Origin of the sequence: Allobosea sp. 117 (assembly GCF_000702305.1) — a bacterium.
GTDB lineage: Bacteria > Pseudomonadota > Alphaproteobacteria > Rhizobiales > Xanthobacteraceae > Ancylobacter.
Genome location: NZ_JNLC01000010.1, coordinates 955,845 through 968,858, shown reverse-complemented (window position 1 = coordinate 968,858; position 13,014 = coordinate 955,845). Strand labels below are relative to the sequence as shown.

General features: G+C 68.2%; 10 protein-coding genes. 2 read left to right on the top strand and 8 right to left on the bottom strand.

What is annotated here, in order from left to right:
• Nucleotides 1-170 precede the first annotated feature (170 nt).
• The 8 genes from U742_RS0106575 to U742_RS0106540 form a co-directional block, all read right to left on the bottom strand.
• Entirely contained in the window at nt 171-1,256 is a 1,086-nt protein-coding gene (locus U742_RS0106575; RefSeq protein WP_348981011.1) for an ABC transporter substrate-binding protein, read from the bottom strand.
• 224 nt (nt 1,257-1,480) lie between these two features.
• The gene (locus U742_RS0106570; RefSeq protein WP_029351242.1) at nt 1,481-2,389 is read right to left on the bottom strand and encodes a LysR family transcriptional regulator; all 909 of its coding nucleotides are present in this window, start codon (nt 2,387-2,389) and stop codon (nt 1,481-1,483) included.
• A gap of 69 nt (nt 2,390-2,458) precedes the next feature.
• Nucleotides 2,459-3,136, bottom strand: coding sequence for a spermine/spermidine synthase domain-containing protein (locus U742_RS0106565; protein ID WP_029351241.1), 678 nt, complete (start codon nt 3,134-3,136; stop codon nt 2,459-2,461).
• Nucleotides 3,137-3,140: 4 nt separating this feature from the next.
• Nucleotides 3,141-4,373 carry an NAD(P)/FAD-dependent oxidoreductase gene (locus U742_RS0106560; RefSeq protein WP_029351239.1) on the bottom strand — a complete coding sequence of 411 codons (1,233 nt, stop codon included), beginning with the start codon at nt 4,371-4,373 and terminating at the stop codon, nt 3,141-3,143.
• On the bottom strand, nt 4,370-5,095 hold the full coding sequence (locus U742_RS0106555) for a lysophospholipid acyltransferase family protein (RefSeq protein ID WP_029351237.1): 726 nt from the start codon (nt 5,093-5,095) through the stop codon (nt 4,370-4,372). Before U742_RS0106555 ends, U742_RS0106560 begins: the two co-directional genes overlap by 4 nt.
• Before the next feature lie 1,176 nt (nt 5,096-6,271).
• Nucleotides 6,272-6,961, bottom strand: a complete 690-nt coding sequence (locus tag U742_RS0106550; RefSeq protein WP_051660899.1) for a PIG-L deacetylase family protein — start codon at nt 6,959-6,961, stop codon at nt 6,272-6,274.
• Nucleotides 6,958-7,770, bottom strand: a complete 813-nt coding sequence (locus tag U742_RS0106545; RefSeq protein ID WP_029351232.1) for a glucose-1-phosphate cytidylyltransferase — start codon at nt 7,768-7,770, stop codon at nt 6,958-6,960. The genes U742_RS0106550 and U742_RS0106545 overlap by 4 nt, the downstream gene beginning before the upstream one ends.
• Nucleotides 7,767-9,059, bottom strand: coding sequence for a class I SAM-dependent methyltransferase (locus U742_RS0106540; protein ID WP_029351230.1), 1,293 nt, complete (start codon nt 9,057-9,059; stop codon nt 7,767-7,769). Before U742_RS0106540 ends, U742_RS0106545 begins: the two co-directional genes overlap by 4 nt.
• Nucleotides 9,060-9,649: 590 nt before the next feature.
• On the opposite strand from U742_RS0106540, the gene U742_RS0106535 reads away from it, so the two are divergent.
• Together U742_RS0106535 and U742_RS0106530 are read left to right on the top strand one after the other, a co-directional pair.
• Nucleotides 9,650-10,537 carry a LuxR C-terminal-related transcriptional regulator gene (locus U742_RS0106535; protein ID WP_081852857.1) on the top strand — a complete coding sequence of 296 codons (888 nt, stop codon included), beginning with the start codon at nt 9,650-9,652 and terminating at the stop codon, nt 10,535-10,537.
• Nucleotides 10,538-10,782: 245 nt separating this feature from the next.
• The gene (locus tag U742_RS0106530) at nt 10,783-12,990 is read left to right on the top strand and encodes a GumC family protein (RefSeq protein ID WP_156034141.1); all 2,208 of its coding nucleotides are present in this window, start codon (nt 10,783-10,785) and stop codon (nt 12,988-12,990) included.
• Nucleotides 12,991-13,014 lie beyond the last annotated feature (24 nt).

The window sequence follows — 13,014 nt, the reverse complement described above, 5'->3', positions numbered from 1 at the left end:
CGGATCCCGGATCGGCGTTCCGCCTGCGGCGTCACTTGCCCGGGAAACAGAACCTCGCGTCCCGGACAAGCTGCGCACGGCGCAGCGCCGATCCGGGACCCAGCGAAGACTCGCCGCGAAGCAGCTCCCCGTCCCTCCCCCCGCTCGGGGGGAGGGAGAATGGAGGCAGCCTACCGCCCGCCGAGCACGGCGATGTAGTCCGACACCCAGCGATAATAGGGCACGCAGCCGGCGGCCTGGGTCGGGCACTTGGCGACCGGGGTGCGCCAGAAGTGGATCTTCTCGAAATCCTCGGCGCCGTTGGTCTTGCAGCCCTCGGCCCCGAGCAGGTCGTTGCCCTTGCAGGCGGCGGGGACTGACGGCACCGAACCGAACCAGGCGGCGAGATCGCCCTGCACCTTCGGGTCGATGGAGTGCTCCATCCACATATAGGCGCAGTTCGGATGCTTGGCGTCGACATGCATCATGGTGGTGTCGGCCCATCCCGTGGCGCCTTCGGCCGGCAGGGTCGAGGCGATCGGCTTCTTCTGGCTGACCAGCAGATTCACCTGGAACGGCCAGGAGGAGGAGGCGACCACACCCTCATTGGTGAAGTCGTCGACCTGCACCATGGCGTCGTGCCAGTAGCGCTGCACGATCTTGCGCTGGCCGCGCAGCAGGTCGAGCGCCGCCTTGTACTGCTCCTCGGTGAGTTCATAGGGGTCCTTGATGCCGAGATCGGGCTTGGTCGCCATCAGGTAGAGCGCCGCATCGGCGATGTAGATCGGCCCGTCGAAGGCCTGCACCCGACCCTTGTTGGACTTGCCGTCCGGCAGGTCCATCTCCTCGAACACCACCTTCCAGCTCTTCGGCGCCTCGCCCTTGAAGGCTTCCGTGTTGTACATCAGCACGTTAGAGCCCCACTGATAGGGCACGCCGTAGTGCACGCCGTTCACCGTGTGCCAGGGCGCGTCCTGCAGGCGGGAATCGACGCTCGACCAGCTCTTGATCAGCTTCACGTTCACCGGCGCGACCTTCTTGCCGGCGATGAGGCGCAGCGAGGCGTCGCCGCTCGCGGTCACGAGGTCGAAGCCGCCCTCGTTCATCAGCGCCACCATCTCGTCCGAGGTGCCGGCGGTCTTCACATTGACCTTGCAGCCGGTCTTCTTCTCGAAGGCGGTGACCCAGTCATAGGCCTTGTCGGTCTCGCCGCGCTCGATATAGCCGGGCCAGGCGACGATATCGACCTGCCCCTCGCCCTTTCCGATGGACTTCATCTCGGCGGCGAAAGCCGGCTGAAGGCTGAGCGAGGCGCAGGCGGCGAACGCCAGAAGATGTTGAGCGCGCATGACGGTTCCCTCTGTTCTGCAGACCGCTGGAGCGGCCCTTTGGCGGGAAGTCTGACGCGACGTCCGGTCCCGCGCCACACCAAAGATCAGAAGGGAGGCATCGGAAAAACCGATGATTAATGCGTGAGCATCTCACGCTCACCGCGCCAATCTCAACGCGACTTGCCATGCCGGGTCGCCGCCACCGAGACGAAGCCGGTAGCGGCGGGGCCGAGCGGCGAGCCGCGCCGCCAGGCGGTCGCGACCTCGATGGCGGGCAGTTCCTCCGCGAGCGCGCGCGCCTCGATCTTGTCGCCTTCCAGCGACCACGGGCGATAGGTGAGGTCCGGCAGCACAGCGACGCCTGCCCCGGTCGCCACCAGGCTGCGCACCGCCTCCACCGAGCGGGTGCGGAAGCACACCGGCGGGCGCAGGCCGAGCCGCCGCCACACGATCTCGGAAGCTTCCGCGATCTCGTCAATGGTCAGCAGCACATGCGCCTCACCGGCGAGATCGCGCATGGAAACCCGCTCCTCGGCGGCGGCCGGATGGCCGAGCGGCAGCCAGACGCGATAGGGCGAGACCTCGACCAGCTCGGTCTGCAGCGCGGACGAACGCCGGCCGGGCGGCAGCACCATCACGGCGACATCGAGTTCGCCGCCGACGAGCAGGTGCTCGAGATAGTCACCGGCATCCTCCACCGCCTCGACCACGACATCCGGGAAGGCCCGACGGAAGCGGGCCAGCAGGTCGGAGAAGACATAGCCGGCGACCAGCGGCGTCACCCCGACCGACAGGCGCCCCGACAGCGCGGCCGCGTCGCCGGCCGAGAGCGCGCGGCGGGCATCGGCCACATCGGCGAGGATCTTGCGCGCATGGCGCAGGAAATGATGACCCTTCAGCGTCAGGTCGGCGCCGCGCGCATGGCGGTCGAGCAGCTTGAAACCGAGGTCCAGCTCCAGCTCGCGCAGCGCCTCGGTGACGGTCGACTGCGAGATGGACAGGATATGCGCCGCCGATGAGACCGAGCCATTCTCGGCCACGGCCACGAAATACTGGAGCTGGCGCAGCGAGAAGGCCATCGGCGGAACCGGGAGGTGACGGGAGCGCCGATGATAGGCCCCGCGCCGGCTGCCGGGAAGGCCCGGCGCTTACCCCACCCGTGTCGCCAGCCAGATGACGTGGCGGGCGCCGCCGCGCCTGCCGTTGGCGCGCACCGGCACCTCCTCGGTGCGGAAGCCGGCCTTGCATAGGCGCGCAGTGAAGCCGCGGTCGGGCGCCGAGGACCACACCGCCAGCACGCCGCCCGGACGCAGCGCGGCATAAGCGATGCCGAGGCCGGTCATGTCGTAGAGGCCGTCATTGGCGGGGCGGGTCAGTCCGTCCGGCCCATTGTCGACATCGAGCAGGATGGCGTCATACGCCGCCCGCCCTGCGCGGATCAGGCCGCCGACATCGCCGGCGTGCAATGCGACGCGGGGATCGTCGAGGCTGTCACCGAAGATCGCGGCCATCGGACCGCGCGCCCAGTCGATCACCGCCGGCACCAGTTCTGCGACGGTGACGCGGGCCTGGCGCGGCAGGCCGTCCAGCGCCGCGCGCAGGGTGAAGCCCATGCCGAGGCCCCCGATCAGCAGATGCGGGGCGGGACGATCCTTCAGCCGCTCGCAGACGAGGCTGGCGAGCGCCTGCTCCGAGCCGCTGAGGCGGCTGTTCATCAGCTCCGTCGTACCGGACATGATGGAGAATTCGTCGCCCCGCTGCTTGAGGCGCAGTTCGCCCGGCCCGTCGGGTACTTTCGCGGTGTCGAGCAGGATCCACGGAATCACGGGCTTACCTCGCCAGCAGGCCCTTCAGATCGAAGCTCTCGTCGGCAGCCTGCTCGGGCGTGAGCACCGGCGTGCCGGCCAGCAGGCGGCGGCCGAGCATGTGGTCGGCCGGGCGGTTGACGCTCTCGATGGCGGTGAGCCGGCCATCGCGGAAACGGAACACCGAGAAGCGGCGGGAGGCGGGATCGCCGCGCAGCACGGCGTGGTCGCCGGGGGCGGCGAGGCCGACCATCTGCAGCTTGAGATCGGCCTGGTCGCTCCAGAACCACGGCACCGCCGTATAGGGCGCAGGCTTTCCGGCGAGCCGGGCGGCGACGCAGCGGGCCTGATCGACGGCGTTCTGCACGGATTCGAGCCGCACCACCGACCCCGCATGCACACTCGGATAGGCGACGGCGTCGCCGATGGCGGAGATCGCCGGGTCGGGGGTGGCGAGATATTCGTCGACCAGGATGCCGTTGACGGCGGGAAGCGCGGCTTCGCTGGCGAGCTCTGTGTTCGGCACCACGCCGATGCCGACCACCACGAGATCGGCCGGGTGGCGCGCGCCGTCGGCGGTCTCGACCGCGCTCACGCGCCCGCCCTCCCCGTGCAGGCGCACGACGCCGGCGCCGGTGACGAGGCGCGTGCCCATCGCCCGGTGCGCCTCGCCGAAGAAGGCGGACATTTCCGGCGAGACGGCGCGGCCGAGCGGGCGGCCGGCGGCCTCCAGCACCGTCACCTCATGGCCGAGGGCACGGGCGACGGCGGCGAATTCGAGACCGATGAAGCCGGCGCCGATCACCACGACGCCGCTTGCCCCCGCGAGCCGCGCCTTGAGCTCCGCCGCCTCGGCAAGGGTGCGTAGATAGAGAACGCCGTCGAGATCGGCCCCCGGAACGGGGAGCGGCCTGTTGCGCGCGCCGGTCGCCAGCACGAGATGGTCATAGGCGAGCCGCCCGCCACCGGCCAAGGCGAGGCTGCGCGCGCCACGGTCGATCGCCTCGACCCGGCCTTCCATGAGGGTGACGTCGTGCTGCTCGTAGAAGGCGGCGGGGCGCAGCTCGAGGCTGGTGGCGTCCGCCTCGCCCTTGAGGAAGGCTTTCGAGAGCGGCGGGCGTTGATAGGGCAGGCCCGGCTCCTCGCCGACCAGCGTGATCGCCTCCGAAAAGCCGGCCTCGCGCAGGGAGGCGGCGAGCTGGAAGCCGCCCTGCCCTCCGCCGACGATGACCACACCGGCCTGCCCGGTCGCACTCATGGCTTACTCCCCGCTTCAGCGACCAGCCGGTCGCGCTCGGCATAGATGACCGTTCGTATGGTCCGCATGAAGTCCTCGTCGGGCAGGCCCGGCGGCAGCGGCGGCAGATAGGAGACGGTGATGGTGCCGGCCCTGAGCTCGGAGCGGCGGGCGATCCAATAGAGACCGGCATCCACCGCCATCGGCACGGCGGGCAGGCCGAGCGCCTTGTAGAGCATCAGCACGCCGCGGTGGAAGCTGGCGCGCTCGTCCACCGCGCGGCGCGTGCCCTCCGGGAAGATGAGCAGGCTGCGGCCCTGCGCCGTGGCGGCGCGCGCCTCGCGCAGCATCTTCTTCATCGCGCTGGCCCCGCCGGCGCGGTCGATGGCGATCATCGGCGAGTTGCGCAGGAACCAGCCGAACACCGGGATGCGGTAGAGCTCTTCCTTCAGCACGATGGCGAGGTCGGGGATCAGCACGGCGCTGGCGATGGTCTCCCAGGCCGACTGGTGGTTGGCGACATAGAGCGCCGGGCCGTCCGGCCGGTTGGCGCGGCCGATCTCGCGATAGCCGAGGCCGGCGATCACCCGCATCGCCGCCAACACGCCGCGCGCCCAGAAGCGCGACAGGCGCCGCGTCGCCGCCGGGTCGCGCAGCAGAGCATAGAAAGGGATCGTGGCGGACAGGGCGAGCGTCCAGATCACGAGGAAGGCGAAGAAGGCGGCGGAGCGGATGTGCTGCATCGATCGTCCGGCGAGGAAAGGCGGCGCCGGGTGTAGCAGAGGATGGCGGCCGATGGGAACGGGCGGCGATCGCGAGAGCGGCGGAGGCCGCCAGGGAACCCCGCCCCAAAAAGACACGGCCGTTCTGCCGGATTCCTGCCGCCCAGCACCAATCGCCCCGCGCCCTGACCGGGCCGGGGGTGTGGATGAGGCACCTTGCATTCTCGCCCTTCGCTCGAAGGGCGCGCGGGGCACCGGGCCGGACCGCTCCGGCCGATCGCCTGCACCGGGTGATGAAAGGTGGTGCAGACTGGTCGTCAATCGTCCGATGCGCCGGTCTCCGGCGCCCCGCACGCGGTGTCTATAGGCTTGCTCCGCACGGCCCCCGGAGGACTAACCTTGCTATCCTCCGCTCCGGGGCGGCGCCGGTCGCCCGATGGCGGTCCTTATGGATCGCCTGTCGCAGCACCAGCCCCCCGCCCACCGTTGGCCGTGGTTACCCGGCCCGGGAACGTGCGGCTTGGGCCGCCTCATCGCGTGGTGCGTTACTCCGCACGATAAAGCCACCGCACCCCGCCCCGCGCCATCGGCCGCTCCGGTTGCGCCCCTTCAGGAAGGACGAGGTGGGGGAAGCATGGCAGCGTCGGGGGCAAAGATCAAGGAAATAATTCCTAGGATCGGAGCGCTCGCGGCACTTCGTAGCCATTCTCCACCGTCTCCACTCGTCATGGCCGGGCTTGACCCGGCCATCCACGCGGCTCCGTCAGTGCGATGGGCTAAAGGCGTGGATGCCCGGCTCAAAGGCCGGGCATGACGGCGCATGGGGTGGGACGCGGCGTGCAGGAGGGGCGCGTGGGGAGGAATAAAATACCTCCTACCAGTCCTGCCCCTCGTCATCCTGAGGCGCTCGCGCAGCGAGCCTCGAAGGACGCAGACGGCCGATGCAGGGCACGATGCCGGTGCAACGGCCGCTGGGCCGGCACCCGCCTGCGTGCTTCGAGGCCGCCCTCCGGGCGGCACCTCAGCATGACGAGGTCGCTCTGCCGCCACCCGCTCCGGGTTCACGCCTTCCTTCCCACCTGCACACCCGTATGGATGCCCGGATCGCGTTCGGGGAGGACATGGCCGCGCTCAGGGAGGGTCGGAGTGCACGGGAGTCCGCAGCGGGCCATCCCGGCGCTGACGAGCAGCCGCTTTTCACTCGGCCGCCCGCAACGCGGGCATGTTGCCCGAGACGCCGAGCGTGAGCTTGGGCGCGACGAAGGCCTCGGCGTAGCGTTCCGGGGCGCGGCATTCCATGCCTCGCAACCGGGCGAGGCCCCGGAAGGTCTCGGCGTCGAACCAGTCCTTGGAGCGCTGCGAGCCGAAATGGGCGTCGAGCAGCTCGATCTTGCGCTCCATCGCCCGCGCGCCGAGCGGCATGTAGAGGTTCGGCCGGCCGACATCGCCGTCCCATTTCGGGATCTCGTATTCGAGCACGAGATGGTCGCGGAACAGGTTCCAGGTGAGCTCGCCGACCGTCCTGTGGTCCTGATGCGCGTCGTCCCGGCGGTGGGTGAGGACGACATCGGGCCGGATGCGCTCGCGCAAGCCAGCGAGATGGGCCTTGATCGCGCGAAGCTGGCTCGGGAACAGGCCGTCGTCGAAATCGCCGGACTCGATCCAGCGATCGGCGGCGCCTTCGAGGAAGGCGGCGGCGGACGCCTCGGCCTCCGCCCGGCGCGGGCCGGGCGTGCTCAGCACGCACCACGTCGCATCGAGCTCGATGCCGGCGGCGATCCATTCCAGGATGGTGCCGCCGGCGCCGATCTCGATGTCGTCGGCATGGGCGCCGAGGCACAGGACCGAGAGGCGCTCGCCCGGACGCGCGATGGCGAGCGGCTTCATCGGACAGCCATCGCCCCGATGCCGGCATGCGCCGGCGCGGCGCTCGGGCGCCAGGGCGTCCTGCCGTGCTCGACCATGTCCTCGAGCACCTGCCGGTCCTTGAGCGTGTCCATCGAGCGCCAGAAGCCCTCATGCTTGTAGGCCATGAGCTGGTCGTCGGCGATCAGCCGTGCGAACGGGTCGAGCACCAGTTCCTCGCCCTCGCGCATGTAGTCGAAGAGCTGCGGGCGCATCAGGAAATAGCCGCCATTGATCCAGATGTCCGAGGTGTCGGAGCTGGTGAACTTGCGCACCCGGCCCTCGCCGTCGATGTCGGCGAGGTGGTAGGTCAGCGGCGGGCGCACGGCGAGGAAGCAGGCGAGCTTCCCGCTTGCCCGGAAGCGGGCGACCATGTCGTCGAGATCGACGTCGGTCAGGCCGTCGCTGTAATTGGCGAGGAACATCTCCTCGTCCTTCAGATGTTCGCGCACGGCGTAGAGCCGCTCGCCGATGTTGCGCCAGATGCCGGTGTCGATCAGCGTCACCCGCCAGTCGGCCGGCGGCTCGCTGAGCAGGCGCACGTCGCCGCCGCCGTTGGAGATCACACAGTCGGCGTAGATCTGGGGCCGGTAGTTCAGGAAGAATTCCTTGATGATGTTCGCCTTGTAGCCGAGGCAGAGCAGGAAGTCCTTGTGCCCGTAATCGCTGTAATACTGCATCACGTGCCAGAGGATCGGCTGGTGGCCGATCGGTATCATCGGTTTCGGCACCGCCTCGGAATATTCGCGGATCCGGGTACCCAGTCCGCCGCAGAACAGCACGACTTTCATGGCAGGGGCTCCTTGGGATCGATCAAAGCGAGCTCGGGAATGGGTACGACGAAGACGCCGCCCCATCCGGCGATGGCGCGCATCTGCTCGACGATCTCGGCCTTCAGGTTCCAGGGCAGGATCAGCACATAGTCCGGCCGCGCCGCCAGAAGCGCGTCGACCGGGCGGATCGGGATGCGCATGCCGGGGGTGAGCCGACCGTGCTTGTAGGGGTTGCGGTCGACGGTGAAGTCGAGGAAGTCGGGACCGATGCCGCAATAGTTCAGCAGGGTGTTGCCCTTGCCCGGGGCGCCATAGCCGCAGATCCTCCGGCCGCGGTTCTTGGCGTCGATCAGGAAGGCGAGCAGGTTGCGCTTGGTGCGTCGCACCTTCTCGGCGAAGCGCGCATAGGTGGCGACGTCGCGCAGGCCCCTCGCCTCCTCCCGCGCGATCAGCCGGGCGACGGCAGGACCGACCGGCTGGCCGGCCTCCGCATGGCCGAGATAGACGCGCAGCGAGCCGCCATGGGTGGCAAGCTCCTCGACATCCGTCACCGCCAGATCGTGCCGCGCCGCCATGAAGCGGATGGTGGTCAGCGAGAAATAGGAGAAGTGCTCGTGGTAGATGGTGTCGAACTGGTTCTCGTCCATCAGCCTTTCGAGATGCGGGAATTCCAGCGTGATGGTGCCCTGCGGCTTCAGCAGAAGCTTCATGCCGGCGACGAAATCGTTGAGGTCCGGCACCTGGGCGAGCACGTTGTTGCCGACGATCAGGTCGGCGCTCATGCCTTCGGCGACCAGTTGCTTTGCCAGACGCACGCCGAAGAAGTCGATGCGGGTCGGTATGCCCATCGCCAGGCCGATGGCCGCCACGTTCGCGGCGGGCTCGATGCCCAGCACCGGCACGCCGAGCGCGGGGAAGTTGCGCAGCAGATATCCGTCGTTGCTGGCGAGCTCGACCACGAGGCTCTGCGGCCCGAGGTCGAGGCGCACGGCGATGGCGTGGCAATAGGCCTTGGCGTGCGCCAGCCACGAGGTCGAATAGGAGGAGAAGTAGGCGTATTCCCCGAAGATGCTCTCGGGCGCGACATACTGGTTCAACTGCACGAGAAAGCAGTTGTCGCAGACGAAGGCGTGCAGCGGATAGTACGGCTCCATCTTGTCGGCGTTGTGCGGCGCTATGAAGCTTTCGCACAGCGGCGACATGCCGAGATCCGCGAAGGAATGGACAAGCTGCCGACCGCACAGACGGCAGATCGCGTCGTGACCGGCACGGCTACGCGCGGGCTCGACAATCGCCGAGGCATCCATGTCGCCTCCTCGCATCCGACAGGCACAGCGTCCCCAGGCCCGGACGCCGGGTCCTCGACGCGTCGCCCCCGATGTTAGGCAGCGCGCGGATTCCGCCCTCGCGCTATTGCGGACGCGGCGATGCGCATAAACGGGACGCCGCCCTCACCCGGAAGAGGTAGAAGGCGATGCGCGGGTGCGCATGCCAGCCGATCAGAGCGGCAGCTCGGCCATGGGCGGTCACGTTGCGCAACACGACCAACACGTTGTTTGCCGGGCATTTACGGAACGCTGCGGGCGAACCGTTGCCCATTACCATTGCCCGGCGGCACGCCACCCTCGAAAGGCGTAGCGCCGCTCATCCTTTCCAGCCTGCCCACAAACAACAAGTGTTTATAGAAAATTAACGCAACATGTGACGGCCATCACAGCGTGAGATGTTACGAAAGTGCAATTATTTGGTGTCGAATACCAAGCTATTGCCACAGTAGCGGTATCCGGCGCAGGGAGGCTGAAAACCGGAACGCATCGGCGGGCTGGCAATTGGAACGGACCGAGGATCAGGCGGTCTGAAGCTGACATAAGCCACATGGCTCTGCAGCGACGCCATAATGGCCCGACCGGCGAAAGCCGTCCGGCTGGGTCAACGATCCCGTTCGTCCGTTCAAGCGCGGGAGTCTGGAATGAGCGCCCAACAGAATCGCATCGATATTCTACCAATCAAGGCAATAACGTCGCTACTTCCATCGCATGACCAACAGATGAATGACGATGTGCTGCCGAATGGCGGCAGCCAGGCGCACAACCGCATGGACATCGCCCTGATCGACGATCGGGTATTGCTGCGGGAATGCTTCGCACGAAGCCTTGGAATGATCGACAACGGCCTGTCGGTCCAGCACTTCTCGTCGCTGGATCATTTCGACGATGTCGCGTCGAGCGAACATTTCGACATCATCATCATGTGCAAGGAGTGGCGGAAGCCGCGCTCGGCCGAATTCCTGCGGCAGATCGCGGCGATCACCTCCGGCCACCCCGACATCCACCTGATCGTCATGTCGGACATCGACGATTTCGAGGAGATCGTCGCCGTCATCGAGGCGGGCGCCCACGGCTTCATTCCGACCAGCGTGCGGCTGGAGGTCGCCCTGCAGGCCATGCATCTGGTCAAGGCCGGCGGCGTCTATGTGCCGGCGGGTGTCCTGCTGTGGTCGCGCCGGATCATCAAGGAGATGTCGCAGGCCGCCAAGCAGCAGACCGACACGACCTTCACGCCACGCCAGCAGGCGGTGGCCGAGGCGTTGCGGCGCGGCAAGGCGAACAAGCTGATCGCCTATGAGCTGAACATGTGCGAGAGCACCGTGAAAGTTCATATCCGCAGCATCATGAAGAAGCTCCACGCCCGGAACCGCACCGAGGCGTCCTTCATCATGAACAAGCAACTGAACGGCGACGACACCTCGGCGAACGGCACTATGGACAACACTATATCCTGGTAGATCGAGCACATTCCGCCGCGCGGGACGCAGGCTGCTCCTTCCGGCGGAACATGCCCGAACGTCTGGAATGGACGCTTCCGAGCCGATCGAGCGGCCCCGCCCGATCGGCACGGGGCGCAGGAAAGCCGCGCCTCGTCGACCGGACGTTTCCCTCCGATCGACGAGGAAATGCCCTGGCGCAACTCGCATCATAGAGACCGGTCGTGATCGAATCCGATCGTCAATTCTCCGGGTCAGGCGACGGCATGTTCGCGCCGTTCCGCCTGATCGTCTGGCACAAGGCGCTGGTCGGGATCCCTGTCCTGCTCGGCCTGGGACTGGCCGTGCTCGCCTACAAGATGACGCCGGCGCGCTATGTCGCCCAGTCGGCGCTGGCGCTCGACGCGCGCATCACCGAGGTCATCCCCTCAGCCGCCGTCATCTCGCGCCTGCCGCAGGAGAACCCGGTGCTGCGCACCGAACTCGACGTGATCGCCTCGCGCTCGATGGCGGAGAACGTGCTGCGGCGGCTCAAGCCCGAAACGCTGGAACAGCTCAGCCAGATGATCGAACTGCCCAGCATGCGGGCGAAGCTGGCGCTCGCCTTCCGCGGCAATGTGGCGGCGATCCTCGGAGACGGGGAGGCCGACGCGCCCCCCGCTACGTCTCCCGACGTGGCGGCCGCGACGGCGGTGCTCGACCCGGCCGAGAACACCGCGCTGGTGGATCTGCTCCGCTCCAACACGCAGGTCAGCAATGACGGGCGCTCCTACACGATCTTCGTCAATGTCACCGCCGGCGATCCGGCGCTGGCGGCCCTGCTCGCCAACACCTATGCCGAGGCCTATCTCGCCTATCAGACCAACATCCAGGTCGCCGCGACGCGCCGGGTCAGCGAGTGGCTCGGCCAGAAGGTCGAGGAGCTGAGGAGCAAGCTCGGGCGGTCCGAGGAACAGGTCGGCGCGCTTCGCCGCGGCGCGGGCCTTCTGAAGAGCAACGGCCCCAGCCTGACCGAACAGCGCTTCGCCGCGCTCAATGCGGAGATCGCCCGCGCCGGCGCCGACCGCGTCGAGGCCGAGGCCAAGCTCGCCACGGCGGTCGAGCTCGCCCGCACGCCGGCGGCGCTCGACACCTTCGCCGACGTGGTGCGCGAGCCGCTCATCGTCAGCCTGCGCGACCAGCTCGCCACCCTGCAGAGGAGCCAGCAGAAGCTCGAGATGACCGGCGCCTCGAACAGCCCGGGCATGCCTTCGCTCGCCGTGCAGTCCAAGGCCATTCTCGACCAGATCGCCGCCGAGATGCAGCGCGTCGTCAAGAGCATGGAAAGCACCGTGACGGTCGCCCGGCGGCGCGAGGAGGACCTGAAGGCGTCGCTGCGCCAGGCCATCGCCGACGCGTCCGCGGAGAACCAGGACAGCATCCGGCTCGACCAGTTGGAGCGCGATGCCTCGGCGACCCGGACGATCTACGACACCTTCCTCAACCGGTACAAGCAGACCATCGAGCAGGAAGGTTTCGTCGCCCCCGAGGCGAGCCTCATCACGCGCGCCGATCCGCCGCGCGCCCCGAACAGCCCCCGGCTGCTGCCGCTGCTCGCCCTCGGCCTCGCCGGCGGGCTCGGCACCGGCCTCGGCCTCGCCTTCGTGCGCGAGCGGCTGGACGCGCGGGTGTGCTCCGGCGAGATCATCGAGGAAACCACCGGCAGCCCGATCGTGGCCCTGCTGCCCGATGTCGGCTGGCGGTTCGGCGGCGCGCAGCGCTATCCGATCGGGGATTCGATGTTCAGCCAGTCGATCCGCAAGCTGCAGGCCGCCATCACGCTGTCGCGCCACCTGAAGAAGGCGAAGGTCATCGCCATCGCCTCCGCCCTGCCCGGCGAGGGCAAGACCACCCTGTCGGTGGCGCTCGCCCGCTCCATCGCGCTGTCCGGCAGGAGCGTCGTGCTGGTCGACGGCGACACCTGCCGGCCGGAGGTGAGCCAATTGATGCGGGTCGAGGGCCGCTCCTCGCTCGCCGATTACCTGAACGGCCGCGCCACGCTGGACGAGGCGATCCAGAAGGATCCGCTGTCGAACGCGGACGTCATCACCTCGACGCCGCTGGCGGACGAACTGCCGCCGGACCGCCTCGACCACGCGCTGCGCGATCTCGCCGCCCGGCTGCGCCAGCGCTACGACTTCGTCCTGATCGACACGCCACCGGTGCTGATGCGCGCCGACGCCGCCACCATCGCCGCCTATGCCGATGCCGTGCTGCTGGTGGTCCGGTGGCAGTCGACGACCTATGAAGCCGCGGCCAGCGCGGTGCGCGAACTCGACCTGTGCAGCGTCGATGTCGCCGGCATCGTGCTCAACCGCATGAGCCGCGGGCGCCATGCCGCTTATGGCGTCTCCTATGGCGCGCGGCACGCCACCCAGTCCGACCCTGCCCGGTCGCAGGGGGACGCCGTGCAGGCGCGCCAGATCGACATGTGACGGCTGCTCGTCGCAGGGGAGATG